Origin of the sequence: Salinivibrio sp. ML290 (genome assembly GCF_001995695.1) — a bacterium.
Lineage (GTDB): Bacteria > Pseudomonadota > Gammaproteobacteria > Enterobacterales > Vibrionaceae > Salinivibrio > Salinivibrio siamensis.
On sequence record NZ_MUEY01000001.1, the window covers coordinates 116,467 to 132,995 of the forward strand.

Annotated in this window: 13 protein-coding genes; 8 read left to right on the forward strand and 5 right to left on the reverse strand. The window is 50.1% G+C overall.

Annotated features, from left to right (window positions below):
- Positions 1-11: 11 nt before the first annotated feature.
- Positions 12-2,825, reverse strand: a complete 2,814-nt coding sequence (locus tag BZG23_RS00630; RefSeq protein ID WP_077605848.1) for a cation transporter — start codon at positions 2,823-2,825, stop codon at positions 12-14.
- A gap of 102 nt (positions 2,826-2,927) precedes the next feature.
- On the opposite strand from BZG23_RS00630, the gene cueR reads away from it, so the two are divergent.
- On the forward strand, positions 2,928-3,389 hold the full coding sequence (cueR, locus tag BZG23_RS00635) for a Cu(I)-responsive transcriptional regulator (RefSeq protein WP_077605849.1): 462 nt from the start codon (positions 2,928-2,930) through the stop codon (positions 3,387-3,389).
- A gap of 3 nt (positions 3,390-3,392) precedes the next feature.
- On the opposite strand, the gene BZG23_RS00640 is transcribed toward cueR, so the two are convergent.
- From BZG23_RS00640 to tesA, 3 genes are all read right to left on the reverse strand, one after another.
- Entirely contained in the window at positions 3,393-4,247 is an 855-nt protein-coding gene (locus BZG23_RS00640; RefSeq protein ID WP_077606006.1) for a co-chaperone YbbN, read from the reverse strand.
- A gap of 432 nt (positions 4,248-4,679) precedes the next feature.
- Entirely contained in the window at positions 4,680-5,540 is an 861-nt protein-coding gene (locus BZG23_RS00645) for an SDR family oxidoreductase (RefSeq protein WP_241837161.1), read from the reverse strand.
- Entirely contained in the window at positions 5,537-6,151 is a 615-nt protein-coding gene (gene tesA / locus BZG23_RS00650) for a multifunctional acyl-CoA thioesterase I/protease I/lysophospholipase L1 (protein ID WP_077605851.1), read from the reverse strand. Before tesA ends, BZG23_RS00645 begins: the two co-directional genes overlap by 4 nt.
- Between tesA and BZG23_RS00655 the strand changes: the two genes are divergently transcribed.
- Together BZG23_RS00655 and BZG23_RS00660 are read left to right on the forward strand one after the other, a co-directional pair.
- Entirely contained in the window at positions 6,150-6,836 is a 687-nt protein-coding gene (locus BZG23_RS00655) for an ABC transporter ATP-binding protein (protein ID WP_077479687.1), read from the forward strand. The two genes, tesA and BZG23_RS00655, sit on opposite strands and share 2 nt — an antisense overlap.
- Positions 6,826-9,267, forward strand: coding sequence for an ABC transporter permease (locus BZG23_RS00660; protein ID WP_077605852.1), 2,442 nt, complete (start codon positions 6,826-6,828; stop codon positions 9,265-9,267). Before BZG23_RS00655 ends, BZG23_RS00660 begins: the two co-directional genes overlap by 11 nt.
- 115 nt (positions 9,268-9,382) lie before the next feature.
- Here the strand turns inward: BZG23_RS00660 and BZG23_RS00665 are convergent, their stop codons facing one another.
- Positions 9,383-10,279 carry a TIGR01777 family oxidoreductase gene (locus BZG23_RS00665; RefSeq protein WP_077605853.1) on the reverse strand — a complete coding sequence of 299 codons (897 nt, stop codon included), beginning with the start codon at positions 10,277-10,279 and terminating at the stop codon, positions 9,383-9,385.
- A 226-nt stretch (positions 10,280-10,505) separates the two neighbouring features.
- On the opposite strand from BZG23_RS00665, the gene BZG23_RS00670 reads away from it, so the two are divergent.
- From BZG23_RS00670 to BZG23_RS00690, 5 genes are all read left to right on the forward strand, one after another.
- Complete coding sequence (locus BZG23_RS00670; RefSeq protein ID WP_074213141.1) at positions 10,506-11,231, forward strand: DUF1538 domain-containing protein; 726 nt, start codon at positions 10,506-10,508, stop codon at positions 11,229-11,231.
- Positions 11,228-12,010: a DUF1538 domain-containing protein gene (locus BZG23_RS00675; protein ID WP_077605854.1), complete on the forward strand. Its 783-nt coding sequence runs from the start codon at positions 11,228-11,230 to the stop codon at positions 12,008-12,010. The genes BZG23_RS00670 and BZG23_RS00675 overlap by 4 nt, the downstream gene beginning before the upstream one ends.
- Before the next feature lie 9 nt (positions 12,011-12,019).
- Complete coding sequence (locus BZG23_RS00680) at positions 12,020-12,370, forward strand: P-II family nitrogen regulator (protein ID WP_025674528.1); 351 nt, start codon at positions 12,020-12,022, stop codon at positions 12,368-12,370.
- Entirely contained in the window at positions 12,367-12,789 is a 423-nt protein-coding gene (locus BZG23_RS00685) for a CBS domain-containing protein (protein WP_077520243.1), read from the forward strand. Before BZG23_RS00680 ends, BZG23_RS00685 begins: the two co-directional genes overlap by 4 nt.
- A gap of 308 nt (positions 12,790-13,097) precedes the next feature.
- Positions 13,098-16,043 (forward strand): AAA family ATPase, encoded by a 2,946-nt coding sequence (locus tag BZG23_RS00690; protein WP_077605855.1) that lies wholly within the window; start codon positions 13,098-13,100, stop codon positions 16,041-16,043.
- The last annotated feature ends 486 nt before the right edge of the window (positions 16,044-16,529 follow it).

Below are 16,529 nucleotides of genomic sequence, written 5' to 3' on the forward strand. Positions count from 1 at the left end.
ATCGCTCCTTGTTACTTATCGTCTGATTTTATTTTGAAAAAACGTAGTCGATTGGCGTTGGTCACCACCGTAATCGAAGATAGCGCCATTGCGCCCCCTGCGATAACTGGGCTGAGCAACATGCCAGTGAATGGGTAAAGGATGCCGGCAGCGACTGGGATCCCTAAGGTGTTATAAATAAAGGCACCAAAGAGGTTCTGCTTCATATTGCGCACGGCGGCTTGAGACAAAGCAATCGCGTTGGCGAGAGCGCCGAGGTGCTGGTGCATTAGAGTGATTTGCGCACTTTCTATGGCAATGTCACTGCCACTGCCCATAGCGACACCCACATCGGCTTGTGCAAGTGCAGGGGCGTCATTAATGCCATCACCAACCATAGCGACGCGCTTGCCTTGCTGTTGCAGCTGTTGAATTTGTTCCGATTTTTCATCGGGTAGCACCCCAGCAATCACGTGATCAATCCCTAGCTGACGACCAATGGCATTGGCGGTATCAGGGTGGTCACCAGAGAGCATGATCACTTCGAGGCCTTGCGATTGCAGGTTAGCCACAGCGTCAATCGCATCGTCACGAATGGGGTCACTGACGCCAATCAGCGCTTGCACACTGTCTGTATTGGCAAGATAGATAGCGGTCTCGCCACGCTGAGTCATGGCATCAATGTCACTTTGATGGGAGGAAGTCTCGATCCCTTGTGCGTCCATCCAGGCTTGGTTGCCAATGAAGTAACGCGTACCATCAATCTGCGCCTGGATCCCTTTGCCAGATTCGCTGTTAAAGTCGTTTGACGTTGGCAGCGAGAGATCCTGTGCCTTGGCATAATTAACAATGGCCTGTGCCAGCGGGTGCTCGGAGTGTTGCTCCAGCGAGGCGGCGATCGCCATCAAGCGTGCTTGGTCGTCGTTAATCGCTTTTACATGGGTTACTTCCGGCTGGCCGCGTGTCAATGTCCCGGTTTTATCAAAGACCAAAGTGTGGAGTTTTGCCGCGGTTTGTAGCGCATCCGCATCACGAATCAATACCCCGACTTCGGCAGCGCGACCGACCGCCGCGGTGACCGATAAAGGCGTGGCGAGGCCAAGCGCACATGGACACGCGATAATTAGCACCGTGGTGGCGGTGACTAGCATGTAGCTGACCGACGGCTCGGGGCCGACAACATACCAGATAGCCGCTGTGACCAACGCAATGGCGACCACGATCGGTACAAACACCGCGGAAATGCGGTCGGCAAGCTTGGCCAGCTCGGGTTTACTGCTTTGAGCTTCGCGCACCAAATCGATAATACGCGCCAGCATGGTATCACTACCGACGCCGGTGGCTTTAAACGTCAAGCTCCCTTTTTGGTTGACTGTCCCCGCGTGCAGGGGGTCTCCCTGTTGTTTGCTGACCGGCACGGGCTCACCCGTGAGCATCGACTCATCGATATAGCTGCTGCCATCGACCACTTCGCCATCTACCGGCACTTTCGCCCCCGGTTTTACCCGCAGTGTCATCCCTTGTTTGATTTCATCAAGCGGACGCTCCGTCTCCTGGCCGTTCTCGATAACTAGCGCCGTGGGCGGCTGCAAATCAAGCAGCTGGTCAAGCGCTTTGGAGGTATTGGCACGCGCACGCGCCTCAATCGCGTGGCCTAGGCTAATCAAACCAATGATCATCGCTGAGGCTTCAAAATACACATGACGCGCCTGCTCCGGGAACAAGGCAGGGGCGAGCACCACCGCAGTAGAATACAGCCATGCCGCGCCTGTCCCGAGCGCCACCAAGGTATCCATGGTGGCACGCTTGTGCTTCAGTGCTTGCCAAGCATTGGCAAAGAAGTGACGGCCACCCGTAGCCAAAAGCAAGAGGGTAAGGATGGCTACCGCGCCCCACGCCCACTGATCCTGGCTGGATTGAATGGTCATGCTGCCACCAAATATCCCCCAAGCCATTATCGGGCCACCCAGGCCCAAGCCAGCGAGCGTGCTGCGTTTAAAGTTTTTTAACTCGGCGGCTTGTTGGTGCTGCTGGCGCTCGCGACGATCATTGTCATCCTCGACTTTCTCCGCGCCATAGCCAGCGTTTTCCACGGCCTCAACGATGGCGTCAGGTGCGGCATTACCTTTTACAATCGCACTGCGCTCGGCCAGATTCACACTCACATTGGCCACACCATCAACGCTGTTGATCGCGTTTTCGACACTGCTTACACAGCTGGCACAGGTCATCCCTGATAATACGTATTGCTGACGGGTCGTCTGGTTGGTAGTTTTTGCGGTGTCATCGCTGGATGAATGCGCTTGTTCAGAGCCAGAAGCGGCGGAGCGGTTGTGTGAACTGTCACTGGGCTCGGCGTCTGACTCTTTATCACTGTCCATGTCTGAGGTTGCGTCATGGTCAGTGTGAGCGCTTTGGTCATCGTTGGTGGCAAGCTCAGCCTGATAGCCGAGCTGATCAACCATTTTAATCAACGTATCAGCAGTTAAGCTGGTGTGGACGTGCGCCTCTGTTTTACTCACCGAATGAGAAAACACCGTGGGCTGCTCGTCCAGCGCTGCTTCGACTTTGGCCACACAACGGCCGCAGTTTAGCCCACTTAAGGTGAAGTAGTGACGGTAGCCGACCTGATAGCCGAACGCTTCAATCGCGGTAACCGCTTGGCGTAGCGGGTACTCAGTGCTCTCACCCAGGGCTTCTAATGACACTGACTGGGTATCAATGTCCTCAATGCGAACCCCGTCGATATCCTCAAGCGCTTTTGTCACTTTTTTCACACAGCCTTGGCAGCTTAAGCCACTCAGCGGCAATGTGTAGTAGGTGATATTAGTGTCGGTGGTAGTCATTGCCTCTCCTTATCGCCTGACATGATTCATGTTGGCGATTGTCGCAATTTTCGTTAGGCTAAACTGTAAACCTTATAGCTACTGGAAGGTCAAGCGAGCAAAATGAAAATTCAACAAGTGGCAGAGAAAACCGGCCTAACTAGCAAAACCATTCGTTTTTACGAACAAAAAGGGCTGATCACCCCGCCGCATCGGGCGGAGAATGGCTATCGGGACTATCGCGCGCAGCACGTGAGTGAGCTGCAAATGATCCGCCGTGCACGATTGGTGGGGTTTACCTTGGAAGAAAGTGCGGATTTGTTGGCGTTATCGCGCGATCCGTCGTTACGCAGTGCCGATGTCAAAGCGCGCGCCGAAAGTAAACTGGTAGAAATTGATGAGAAAATCACGGAACTGGCGGCGATGAAAACCACCCTTCAAGCGCTCACCCAAGCGTGCCCCGGTGATGGAGATGCGCAGTGCCCGATCATCGAAGCACTGCGCGGAGACAGTGAGCTAGGTGAGTTAGACCCCAGCTCCTCAAGTTGTTGCGCGTCAGAGACTGAATCGTCCCTGACAAACTAACCATTAGTAAAGCAGCGAGTAGAGCTGACGACGATAACGCGATGCCACTTCGTTGCCTTGGCCGAGCGCGGTAAGAATATCCATCAGGGTTTTCTTGGCTTCACCCTCGGCATGATTCATATCGCGGCGAAGAATGTTCATCAGTAACTCCAGCGCCTCTTCACTGCGATTAATCTGATTAAATTGCACCGCCAACTCATAGGCGACGTTGGCATCGTCTGGGTTCTCTTCGAGTTGGGCCTGCAGACGGCGAATTTCAGGGGCATCAATCGCTTGGTTATGCAGCTCAATCTTGGCGACCAAACTTTTGTAGGTCGCGTCTTGGTCTTGCATCAGCACGGTATCCAGCAGCGCTTGCGCCGCATCAAACTGATGAGTCTCGACCAAGCATTCTGCCATCGCCAACTTATACTCGCCTTTATCGCCGTGGCTGGTTTCCAGTGGCTTTAAAATCACCAAGGCATCGGTGTAATTGCCTTCGGCCATGAGCTGACGCGCTTGCTCAAACGCTTGATCTTCCGGGCTGGGCAAATGCTTGTTAAGCATCTCGCGCACAGTCTCTTCATTTTGCGGGCCGGCAAGGCCATCCACAGGTTGACCGTCTTTAAACAGCGCCAAGGTTGGCAGCGCACGCACGCCAAACTGCGCGGCAATTAGCTGCTGCGCTTCACAGTCGATAGTTGCCAGCGTAAAGCTGCCATGGCTGTCGTGAGCAATTTGTTCAACCGTGGGCTTAAGCTCCACGCTTTCAGGCATCATGTTCGCCCAGAAGTACACCAGCACCGGCGTGCGAGACGACGACTCGAGAATCTGCTGAAAATTATGCTCGGTTAATTCGACGATATAGTTTGCGTTCATCATGGATCCTGACCAAGTGGATTTTCCTTAAGGGTGGGGGCAAACGTGCAGAAATTCAAGCAACTGGGCGTGTATTTGGGCGAGTGATGGCGGATCGTACCGAAAGGCGAAAAGGGGCAAAACGTAACAGGCACGAAAAAGCCACCCGAAGGTGGCCTGTTTCGTCGGTCTGCAAGCGAAGTCATTACAAAGCAAGTGCGAGTTACAACACGAGCACCACGCACAAAGCGACGCTCAAGCAGAGCCAGTTCAATTGATGTAAGGTCATCAGCCGGCTCCTTTATGATTGTTATCGAGGGTGTTGCTTTATCGGTGAGGATTGATCCAACAGATGTTGTCCACCAATGATGATGAGATTAGCCCCTGTCTGTGACAAAAGTATGACAAATGCGACAGCAGCCACGCTTTTTTGGCGATTTTTTCGCTGTTGCATCACCCGCCTTTGAGCAATACCCGATCAAGCCAACAGCTGGGAAGGAGCCGTTTGAGGATTGCCATCCACACTGTCGGTTGGGTCACGCGATAACGTATCTTAGGGCGAGGCGAGAACAGCGCATGCGTCAATGGCGCGACAAGCGCGTCGGCGGGCAGGGTATATTTGTTGCCGCCTTCGTCCGCCGCGAGGCGGTCAAGTTGGGCTTGGTAGGCCTGCTGATGACGGCTTTTATTGGGGTCGACCCAGTGTTTAAAGGCGCTGAGCGCATTGGCACGAAACGCGGTTTCAATCGGACCTGGCTCAATCAAACTCACCTTAATCGGCGTATCGCTCAGCTCTAAACGCAGGGTATCGGTCCAGCCTTCGAGGGCAAACTTGCTGGCGTTATAGGCGCCGCGATATTTCAATGCCACGATGCCCAGCACCGAGCTGTTTTGCACAATGCGTCCCTCGCCGTAATTGAGCAGCATCGGCAACAAGGCTTGGGTTAAATGGTGCCAGCCAAACACATTGGTCTCAAACTGAGCGCGTAAGGCATCGGTGGGCAAATCTTCCAGTGCGCCGGGTTGGCCATAAGCACCGTTATTAAACAGTGCAAAGAGTTTACCGCCGGTCAGTTGCTCAACCGCCTCAACTGCTTGGTTGATGCTGGTCGTGTCTGATACATCCAATTGGATACAGGTTAAGCCTTCTTGCTGTAAACGGCTGACATCGTCAGGCTTTCGGCAACTGGCGATCACCGTGTGCCCTTGCTCATGCAAGGCTTTGGCGCAGGCATAGCCGATGCCGGTGGAGCAGCCGGTGATTAAAATGGCGTTATTGAGCGGTGAGGCAGCGTCCATAAGATCCCCGTTCATGATTGAGTCGCACCAGACAAATAAGGCGCGAGCTTTTCTGCCATAAAATCGGCAATCCAAGGTTGTGCTTCCGGCATCGGGTGAATGCCATCATCACGCATCCATTCAGGCTTTTGGATCACAGTCTCCATAAAAAAGGGCAGCAAGGGGGTTTGTGTTTGCTCTGCCAGTGTAGGATAAATATCAGCAAATCCTTGTGCATAGCGCTGACCATAATTAGGCGGGATTTGAATTTGCACCAACAACGGCGTGGCATCGGCTGCGCGGGTTTGAGTGATCAATTGCTTAAGGTTGTCTCGTATACGGTTAAATGGCCAACCGCGTAGGCCATCATTGCCGCCGAGTTCAATCAGCACCCATTCGGGCTGGTGGCGTTCTAATAATTGGGGCAGACGCTGCAGGCCATTGGCGGTGGTGTCACCGGAAATGCTGGCGTTAATCACTTCAACTTCGACATCATGGTCGTTGAGCGCGCGCGGCAGCTTGGCAGGCCAGGCTTGTTCAGCCGCCATTTGGTAGCCAGCGCTTAAGCTGTCACCAAGGACAAGGAGCGTTTGTGCACTGGCACTGCTCACCCACAAAAAACACAACAAAGTAAGGATGCGTAACATGGCCTCTCCTGTTATTCGAGCCGAAAAAATTGCAAAACATGTCGTGACACGCGAACAGCCGCTTACCATTCTGCAGGATGTCTCGCTACAAATCGAGGCAGGCGAGTCGATTGCATTAATGGGTGTGTCCGGCGCAGGAAAATCCACCTTAATGACCTTGCTTGCAGGACTAGATACGCCCAGTGAAGGCGAGGTCGATCTGCTCGGCCACAAGCTTTCCACCTTGGATGAAGATGCGCGCGCGGCGCTGCGGGCTGAATCGGTGGGGTTTGTGTTCCAAAGCTTTTTACTGGTGCCGTCACTGAACGCGCTTGAGAACGTGATGCTGCCGCTCACCATTCGCGGTGAGGAAGAAGATGAAACCCGCGCCAAGCAACTGCTGGCCTCGGTGGGCTTGCAAGGGCGCGAAAGCCATTTGCCGTCGCAACTCTCTGGCGGGGAGCAACAACGGGTGGCCTTGGCGCGTGCGTTTATTATCCGCCCACAAGTGCTGTTTGCCGATGAGCCGACCGGCAACCTTGACCAAAAAACCGCGGCGACCATCATCGATTTATTGTTTGAACTGAACGAAAAGCATGGCACCACCTTGGTGTTGGTCACCCACGATCCGGCGCTGGCAAAGCGTTGTCAGCGTACCTTGATGATGGACAGCGGCAAACTACAGGAGCGAGTGAATGGCGAGTAAAAACGGACTACTCAATCGCTGGGCGTGGCGCGAACTGTTACACGGGCAAATTTGGCCAGTGGCGGTGGCGCTGGCACTGATCATCACCTGTGTGTTTGCGCTGTCGGCATTGGCCGATCGCATTGAAAACGTGCTCACCCAGCAAGGGCGCAATCTGATTGCCGCCGATACCGTGCTGCGTACTCGTCAGGCGCTTAACACCGAACAAATTGAGGCGTTTAAACAAGCCGGTGCCACGGTATCTGCCCAAACCCGCTTTGGCACCATGGCGTTCAGCGAGCAAAACATGCAGCTGGTGAGCGTGAAAGCGGTGGATAGCCTTTATCCGCTACGCGGCGACTTGGTGTTGGAGCAAAACGGTCAAGCGATTGGCGGCGACCGACGCATTCAGCCTGGTGAGCTATGGCTGTCTGAGCGGGTGTTTAGTTTGCTGGATGTTAAACCCGGCGACACCGTCTCGATTGGTAATCTCGATCTGAACGTCAGCGGCACATTGGCCGCTGAGCCGGAGCTCTCATTTAACCCCTTTAGCCAAATGCCCGCGGTAATGATGCACCGTGCCGATGTGCCGGCTGCCGGCGTGGTGCGCGAAGGCAGTCGCGTGCGTTATCGCTACTTTTTAACCGGTGACGAGCCCAGCTTAAGTGCAGCTAAAGCCAGCTACACGCTGCAAGATGGCGAGCGCTGGGTGGATGAAAACACCTCCGATCGCACTGGCGATATGCTGGATCGCAGCCGTCAGTACTTGTCGTTAACCGTGGTGCTGGTGATTGTGATGGCCGCGGCCACCTTAACCTTAACCTGTCAGCATTATGCCAAAAGCCGTGCGGACTTGGTGGCGATGCTAAAAAGCCTCGGTGCCAGCCAACAATGGGTGCGGCGCTGGTTGGCACGGCAGTTAACCTTATTGTTTGTCCTTGCCACCGCCGTGGGGTTAGCGGCGGGTTACACCCTCGAAGTGCTATTGCGCTTGCCGCTGACCGATGTTCTGCCTTCGCCATTGCCAAGCTATGGCTGGGTGCCTTGGGTGCTTGCGCCCGGTGTCGCGCTGTTGGTGGCGCTGCCAGCCTTGGGGGTGCCGCTGCTTAAACTGCTGGATGCGCCCGCGTTGGCCGCCGTGCAATCGCAGGCTGCCATCGGACGTCGCCGTCGTGGCACCGCGGCTGTTTTGATTGCGATACCGGTGGGGGCGCTTGCGCTGTGGGCGTTTGACAACACCTTGCTATGGACAGTGCTGGGGGCGATGGCGGTGATGATCGTCTTGCTGGCGCTGGCAGGGTTAGGCCTGCTTAGGTTGGTGAAATCACGGGTGCGTGCACCGTCGGTCAAGCTCGCCTTAAGCCGAATTACCCGCAACAAACTGGCTAGTAGCGTGCAGTTAGGGGCGCTCGCGATCTCCTTTATGCTCTTGGCGATTATCTGGCTGCTGCGCACCGATTTGCTTGCCGATTGGGGACGGATGCTGCCGCCCGATGCGCCTAATGTGTTTGCGCTGAATATCGCCCCGAGTGAGCAGCAAGACTATGTGGGTGAACTCGACGAAGCCAGCCTAATGCGCTCCGATGCCTACCCCATCGTGCGTGGCCGGCTGGTGGGCAAAAACGGTGAGCGTTATCAGCTCCCAACCGACGAGGCCGAGCGCGATGAAGCGGATGAGGCCTTGCGCCGCGAGCTTAATTTTACCTGGCGTGACAGCTTGCCGTCGCACAACGAGGTGATTGCCGGAGACTGGCCAACCGAGAATGGCGTGTCGGTAGAGGCCGACATTGCCGAGCGTTTGGAGATTGAGATTGGCGACAGCCTGACTTTTAGCGTGACCGGCCAAGACTTTACCGCCATGGTGAACTCGATTCGTGAAGTCGAGTGGCGCAATATGCGGCCTAACTTCTACTTTATTTTCGACCGCGAGACGCTCGCCGACAAACCGGCCAACTGGCTGGTGAGCTTCAGGCTCGATGAATCACAAACCCCGCTGCTCAATCGCTTGGCACGGGAGTATCCGACCGTCACGCTGCTTGATTTGCGCACCATGAGCAGCCGTATTCAGTCGATTTTGCGTCAAATTGGCTTGTCGCTTTCGGTCTTGGCAGGGCTGGCGGTGATCAGCGGCTTGCTGCTGCTACTGACTTTGCTGCGTATCAGCCTGAGCGAACGCCAGCAGGAGATAAACCTCTATCGCACTTTGGGTGCGAGCCGCACCCGTATTCAACGCACCTTGTGGAGCGAATACGGCGTGATGGCCTTTGTATCGGGCTTAATGGCGGTGCTTGGCGCAGAAGCGGCGATGGTCGGCCTGCTGAAATGGGGCTTTGAAATGGAAGTACGTCTGCATCCTGAGCTCTGGGCGGTGTTGCCTGTGTTGGCGGTGGCGCTGGTGTTTGTCACGGTCGCCTCGATGCTGCGTAAACTGATTGACCCGCAACGGCGTTAACGCGATAAAACATATCTGATTCGTCGATAACAAAGCGGGTATCAAGAAAATTGGTACCCGCTTTTTTGTGTGCAATGTCTAGCTAGCAACACCGCTTGTGCGAAAAACAAAGCCGCTACTTAAACAAAGATTGCATCGCTTCTTCCACCTTGGGGTGCTGGAACTCAAAGCCCGCGTCCTCCAACGCATGGGGCAGGGCGCGTTGGCTATCGAGCAGCAAGTGCGAGGCTTCCCCCATCATGGTTTTAATCGCCAAGGTAGGGACAAAGAGCACGTGTGGGCGTTTTAAGGCTCGGGCCAGCGCTTGGCTAAAACGTTTATTGGTGACCGGCTCTGGCGCGGTGCAGTTAAACGGCCCTTTAAGCTCAGGAGTGTTGAGCAGGTGGATAATCGCGCCGACCATATCCTCTATATGGATCCACGGCATGTATTGCTGGCCTTTACCAATTGGGCCGCCTAACCCAAGTTTATACGGCAGCATCATCCGTTTGAGCGCGCCACCCTCAGCGCTTAACACCACGCCGGTGCGCAGCAAGCACACCCGTGTTTGTTGCGACGCGCCTTTCAAGGCAATCTTTTCCCACTGATGACACACATGCTGGGCAAAGTCATCGGCATGGACCACTAAGGTTTCATCAAAGCTGCGATCTTGCTGATCGCCGTAATAGCCAACCGCTGAGCCGCTAATAAAGGTGTGTGGTGGCGTGCTGCTGGCATGGATTTTCTCCACCAGTTTTTCCGTTAATCCCCAGCGGCTGGTGCAGATGATCCCTTTTTGCTGCTCACTCCAGCGTTTGTCGGCAATCGGCTCGCCCGCCAGATTGATAACCGCATCAATATCATTCAGGTGGGCGAGATCATCAAGGCGCTCTAACGGCGTGACTTTATCGCCAAAGCACTGGGTGACCTTTTGCTTGGAGCGCGATAACACAGTGACCTGATGCTCGGTCAGCAAGCGAGGAATTAACGCCTGACCAATCAGGCCAGTGCCGCCAGTGATTAACAGTTTCATGCCTGATGTCCTAACGTCGAGTAATGGGTGATATAGATAACGCTAAGAGGGTTTTAGACTTAGCGCAAGTGATTGCTTTGTATCCTGTTACGTACCGCAACCAAAATCGGTTTGATCGCGCAGTTTTCTCTTCTGCCCCTCGCACGCCAAATTGGGAGTGCTAACATAAATAGGCACATAAAAGGTGTGTTTTTCATTTTACTACGCAGGGAGTCATGTCGCCTACATGCAAGCGTTATTCAAATCATTGCTAGGAAGCTTTCGCGATCTGTTACCCATCATCCTAGTGATTGGCTTTTTTCAAGTGATTGTCCTGCAACAACCGCTGCCCAACTGGATTTCAATTACCTTTGGGTTGGTGCTGGTGGTGGTGGGACTGACTCTATTTGTATACGGCTTAGACATGGGGCTATTCCCGATTGGCGAATCCATGGCGCACTCTCTTGCACATAAAGGTAGCTTAGGCTGGTTGATTGCGTTTGCGTTTTTGCTCGGCTTTGGCACCACCATTGCCGAGCCCGCACTCACCGCGGTGGCGGCAGAGGCGGCAGATGTGGCGGCCAATGGCGGGATGATACACACCAGCGAAGCAGCCAAAGACAACTATGCCAACGGCCTGCGGCTAACCGTGGCGCTTTCGGTTGGGTTTGCGATTGTGCTGGGGGTGGTGCGAATCATGAAAGGCTGGCCGATCCACCGTTTGATTATTGGCGGCTATTTGCTGGTGGTGGCGATGACCATGGTCGCACCGCCGAGTATTATCGGCATCGCCTATGACTCGGGTGGGGTGACCACCTCGACCATCACGGTGCCATTGGTCACCGCGCTCGGCGTAGGGCTGGCGACCGTGATCAAAGGGCGTAATCCTATGGTGGATGGCTTTGGCTTAATTGCCTTTGCCTCGCTATCGCCGATGATCTTCGTGATGGCCTACGGCATGGTGGTGGCATGAACAATCCACTCACTTTGTTTCTCGACACCTTTTTCTCCACCGTGCGCGATGTGATCCCGATTATCGCGATCATCTTTGGCTTTCAGCTGTTTGTATTGCGCAAAGCGCTCAATAACCCCAAGCGAATTATCCTTGGGTTTTTCTATGTAATCCTCGGCTTAAGCCTGTTTTTAATGGGGCTCGAGCTGGCATTGTTTCCACTCGGTTCGTCGATGGCCGAGCAGCTTACTGCCACTGATTTTGTCGGCGCAGCACTCAAAGCAGGCGGCGAGATCGACTGGCAAGCCTATTACTGGGTGTATCTGTTTGCCGCAGCGATTGGCTTTAGCACCACGGTGGCTGAACCCTCATTGATCGCAGTGGCAATCAAAGCGGCCAAAGTCTCGGGCGGGGCGATTCGGGTGAACGGGTTGCGCGCCTCAGTGGCACTGGGCGTCGCCATGGGGATTGCCTTGGGGTGTTACCGCATTGTGGTGGGCGATCCGCTCCATTATTACATCATCACCGGCTATGTGGTGGTGGTGTTCCAAACCTATTTTGCCCCGCCGTTTATCGTGCCTTTGGCCTATGATTCTGGAGGGGTGACCACCTCAACCGTCACCGTGCCATTGGTGACGGCGCTAGGGTTGGGGCTAGCCTCTACCGTACCGGGAAGAAACCCGATGCTCGATGGGTTTGGCTTAATTGCGTTTGCCAGTTTGTTTCCGATGATCACCGTGATGGGTTATGCCCAAATCACAGCCTATTTACAGAAAAAGCACGCACAGCGTTCATCGTAAGGAGAGCCTATGCGGTTCAAATTGATCATGGCGTTTATTGAAGATGCCAAAACCGATGCGGTGCTCGATGCCGCCAGACAAGCCGGCGCTACCGGCGCGACCATTATTAACAACGCGCGTGGCGAAGGCTTGGTGAAAAAGAAAACCTTTTTAGGGCTGACGCTGGATGTGCAGCGGGACGTGGCCATCTTCCTGGTGGAAGAGCACTTAGCGCGCACCATACTCGAAACCATTAATGACGTGGGCGAGTTTGATGCCACCTCCGGCAGTGGCATCGCGGTGCAAATTGATGTGGAAGATGCCGTGGGCGTGGCCCACCAAATGCGAGAATTAACCGAAGTGGTGAAGGACGAGTTATGAAACAACATAAAACGGTAAGAGATGTGATGCATGCCCATGCCGTGTGTATTGATGGGCTCACCACGGTCGAAGAAGCGATCCGCATTGCACGCGAACAAGAAGTGAAAGCGATTATCGTCAATAAACGCGATGAGCATGACGAATTCGGCATTGTGTTAATGAACGACATTGCCAAAAAAGTGCTCGCCAAAAACCGCGCCCCATCACGGGTCAACGTTTATGAAATTATGACCAAACCCGCGCTTAGCGTCTCCCCCGATATGAATGTGAAATACTGCGCCCGCTTATTCGAACGCTTCGGCATCAGCCGCGCCCCTGTGATCGAAAACGGCCAAGTCCTCGGTATGGTCAGTTATAACCTGATCGTGATCTACGGCATGCTTGCCGAAGAAGTGGAAAGTCAGCATAGGAAGGATTAGGGGGTGGCTCGTTTGTGCCCCGAAATGTGTTTAGGAGTTGGATGATTACTATTACTAATGGCTTTGCATAATTTTTGCGGCGAAAAAACTTTGCAGCGGCTTGCTGCAATATTAAGTCATTAGACTGTTAGACAAATCACCTTCGCCCTACCGAATTTACACCAATGGAGCTTTTGGAAGAAGCTAAATCACGCTCCGATTAGCTCTACAGGGAAGTAAAAATTTCAATTTTTAAATAAAATAGTTTTTCTATGTTACGATGTTTTGTAAGTTAGGGAAAACTACTAGGTTAGCGTGGAAGGTGATAAATGCTCAGTATTGATGAAGCTGAAACAAAGTTTGAAACAATCTATTCTGAAGTTGTCAATAATCTTGACTCTATCGCTAGCGAGGAAGACTCAAAAATTCAAATAATAAATAGAATTTTTACAGAGTGTTTAGGCTGGGGGTTTAGTGATATCAAAGCTGAGACTAAACATGAAAATGGGTTCTCCGACTACATCTTTCGTACAAGTGATACCCCTCAGTTTGTTGTTGAAGCGAAGAGAGTAGGAAGGCTGGATGTAGAAGTTGCTAAAAGAGATGCCATAAAATACCTCAAGCTTAGCGGCTCTGCCCTCAAAAAGTGTAATGATGGGATTGAACAAGCATTTAGTTATGCTTCTCCGAATGGCCTACCTATTGCCGTTATAACTGATGGCTTAATATGGGTTGTTTTTAAAACACATATCCCTGGAGAGAATTATAAAAATAAACAAGGTGTTGTTTTTCCGTCGCTTGAAGCAATAAAAAATGATTTTAGCTCATTTTTTGAATTGCTATCAAAATCTAATGTAGAGAATAGAGTTTTTAACTCAATATTTGATGATGTTCATCATAACAGGGTGTTGATAAGCCATAATCTAAAAGCTCCTATAGATGATACGGAAATAAAACTAACAAAAAGATCAGATATTGCTTATGACCTAGAAAAGGTTTTTGCTAATTTCTTTGAGCGATTATCAGGAGATGATGACGATGACATGATGGTAGAATGTTTTGTAGAATCTCATGAAAGTCGTATTGCTGATTACTCTCTAGAAAAAATAACCACCAGTGTATTAGGGAATCTTTCTCGTGAAAAAAACAATGTGGATGGAGAACTGTCTAGGATAATATCCAATACTATTGAAACGGAAAATATAGGTGAGTCGGAACAATCTATTTTCATTGTTGGGCCTACAGGTTCTGGTAAAACGACATTTTTAGAGCGATTTTTTAGTAAAACTCTTTCTAAAACGATTAGAGATAAGTGTATTGTTCTAAATGTTAACTGCTTAGATGCATCAGGTGATGAGCAGACAATCGTAAATTGGATGATAGAAAGACTGATTGATCAATTAGAATCTCAATTATATGCTGATGGAATACCAACTTGGGATGACTTACGAGGCTTATATCATGGCCAATATCTCAGGAGAGTTAGAGGAGTAGATAAAGAACTATATGAAACAGACAAGTCGGCATTTAAAATTAAGTTTGGTGAATTTTTAGAGGCTGAAGTAGAAAAAAACAGGGAAGGATATTTAAATAGAATCTTAAAGGACGTCTTGAAAAATAGGCGAATGTTACCAATTATCGTCATAGATAATACAGATGAGTTCTCTTTAGAGTTTAAAACTAGAATATTCCAATTATCTAATTCTATAAAGAGAGAAATTAACCACTGCATGCTATTTTTTCCTGTTACGGATAAATCAGCCTGGATTTTTTCTAAAACTGATATATTTAGTATTCATCAATCTCGGTCTTTTTTTCTTCCAACTCCGTCGCCAAAAGAAGTTTTTAGAAAGAGAATTAACTACATAAATGAAAAGCTATCTTCACCGTCCTCAGAAGAAGACAAGAAGCTCTACTTTTCTAAAAAAGGTATTGGTATATCGATTACAGACATCAATAGCTTTGCAAAAGTAATTGAAGATGTATTTGTCAATCATGATTATACATCTAAAACACTGGGTGAGCTTACCAATTTTAATATACGAAGAACTCTCTTGCTATCTCAGAGGGTAATTACCTCCCCTATCATAAGGATCGAAGATCTAATAAAATCTTATATTTCTGGAAATATGGTTACCACTAATTTCACTAAGTTTATAGAAGCATTGATTTTGGGGGATTACACTGTGTATAAGCAAGGAGATGCTCCAGAAATATGCCCTATATTTTTTGTTTCTGGTGGTTATATTCAATCGCCATTATTGAAATTAAGAGCTCTGTCATTGCTAAAAGCTACACAGCAAGGGAATCGATCTATTGAAGACAAGCACTTAACAGTTCCTTCAATAATCAGCTATTTCGATACCATGGGTGTTCATGAAGCAACTATAGAGCATACATTAATAGAGCTTTTAGAATTGGGTTTAATTGAGCCATATGATTTATCGATGAGTAGTTTGTCTGATAAACAAAGATTTACAATATCTTATAAAGGTAGCTCTCATCTGCAATTGGCATCTAGAAACAGTGTATATTTCTACCAGATGGCGCTAACAACACCGATCGATTGCCCTGATACTTCTGAAAAAATCCGGTCTACTTACAAGGCTAATATTAGGTTTATTGAAAAAGTAAATAGAATCAAGAATATGTTTTCAGACTACTTGATAAAAGAGGATAAAAAGTACATATATGAACCTAATCATTCAGAAAAGTATGAGCATCAAGTGTTGATGATAAAAAACATATCTGGTTTTGGCACTCGAAAAGCTCCAGAAGATGAATTGGTATCGACTTTCGGTGATTACTATAAGAAAGGGACGATTTTACGAGGCGTAGATGCAGTAGTTGACGCATTTGATGTAAATGCCAAGAGTGGCTTCGCGAATGTGGAAAATTATGAGGAAAGCGTCTATTTTGATCTAATGCAGTTAAAAAACTTAGGTGTTGAGTTTGTACATGATGGTGATATTTTAAGATGTGATATTGCCAGAGGTGATAATGGAATATACATAGAGAGAGTCCATTATGTACTTGATAACAAAGAAGATAGAATTATAGACGATTGCATTATAACCAAAGTCTTTTCTCATAGAGGATATGGGTTTTGTAAGTTTGGCTCTTCTGAACAGGACGCTTTCTTTCACAAAACAATATTTGATGAAACAACAAGGAAAATGCTTTCTGAGGGATTTAAATTTAAAGCAGAAATTATACCTGGGCAGAAAGGAGACTATCAGGTAAGAATGGTGATACCTGATACAGACGCTAACTGAAAAGATAATTAACAGCTTAGATAAGTAGCTAAAATAAAGATCTTCTAGTTTATATTTGCGTTACTATTCCTAATTTATAGTACCTGAGCTAGACTTTTTGGTCTAGCTCATTTCCATCCATTTCCAAGCCAAAATGACGTTGACTTACCCTTTTCGCGTTACTCCACCTAAAGCCCGCATTGTTTAGTGCGGGCTTGCTCATTTCACAGTATGTCCAGCTGAGTGACATTCCACATTTGATAGTAGCACCGCAATAGCCACTATGACTGCAGTGACTTCGAACCATCAAGCCTTAACTCCACCCCTAACGCATCCACATTCGCTATCAGTGTCTTGAGGTTAAGATTGCCTTTTTGGCTGAGTGTGCGGTAGAGCTTTCTCGTGAAAGGTAGGTTTTTTTTGGCAATATCATATATTTAGGTTTTTATGTGTTAGGCTGCGTAGTTGGACGCTTTTATTCGGTTTATATTTTTACCTGATCTTTAG

Bases quoted from the DNA above. Each gene is read 5' to 3' on its own strand.
- cueR (WP_077605849.1), top strand. From the start codon at position 2,928: ATGAAAATTCAACAAGTGGCAGAGAAAACCGGCCTAACTAGCAAAACC.
- BZG23_RS00655 (WP_077479687.1), top strand. From the start codon at position 6,150: ATGGCCTCTCCTGTTATTCGAGCCGAAAAAATTGCAAAACATGTCGTG.
- BZG23_RS00690 (WP_077605855.1), top strand. From the start codon at position 13,098: ATGCTCAGTATTGATGAAGCTGAAACAAAGTTTGAAACAATCTATTCT.
- BZG23_RS00685 (WP_077520243.1), top strand. From the start codon at position 12,367: ATGAAACAACATAAAACGGTAAGAGATGTGATGCATGCCCATGCCGTG.
- BZG23_RS00660 (WP_077605852.1), top strand. From the start codon at position 6,826: ATGGCGAGTAAAAACGGACTACTCAATCGCTGGGCGTGGCGCGAACTG.
- BZG23_RS00630 (WP_077605848.1), bottom strand. From the start codon at position 2,825: ATGACTACCACCGACACTAATATCACCTACTACACATTGCCGCTGAGT.
- BZG23_RS00680 (WP_025674528.1), top strand. From the start codon at position 12,020: ATGCGGTTCAAATTGATCATGGCGTTTATTGAAGATGCCAAAACCGAT.
- BZG23_RS00645 (WP_241837161.1), bottom strand. From the start codon at position 5,540: ATGAACGGGGATCTTATGGACGCTGCCTCACCGCTCAATAACGCCATT.
- BZG23_RS00665 (WP_077605853.1), bottom strand. From the start codon at position 10,279: ATGAAACTGTTAATCACTGGCGGCACTGGCCTGATTGGTCAGGCGTTA.
- BZG23_RS00640 (WP_077606006.1), bottom strand. From the start codon at position 4,247: ATGAACGCAAACTATATCGTCGAATTAACCGAGCATAATTTTCAGCAG.
- tesA (WP_077605851.1), bottom strand. From the start codon at position 6,151: ATGTTACGCATCCTTACTTTGTTGTGTTTTTTGTGGGTGAGCAGTGCC.
- BZG23_RS00675 (WP_077605854.1), top strand. From the start codon at position 11,228: ATGAACAATCCACTCACTTTGTTTCTCGACACCTTTTTCTCCACCGTG.
- BZG23_RS00670 (WP_074213141.1), top strand. From the start codon at position 10,506: ATGCAAGCGTTATTCAAATCATTGCTAGGAAGCTTTCGCGATCTGTTA.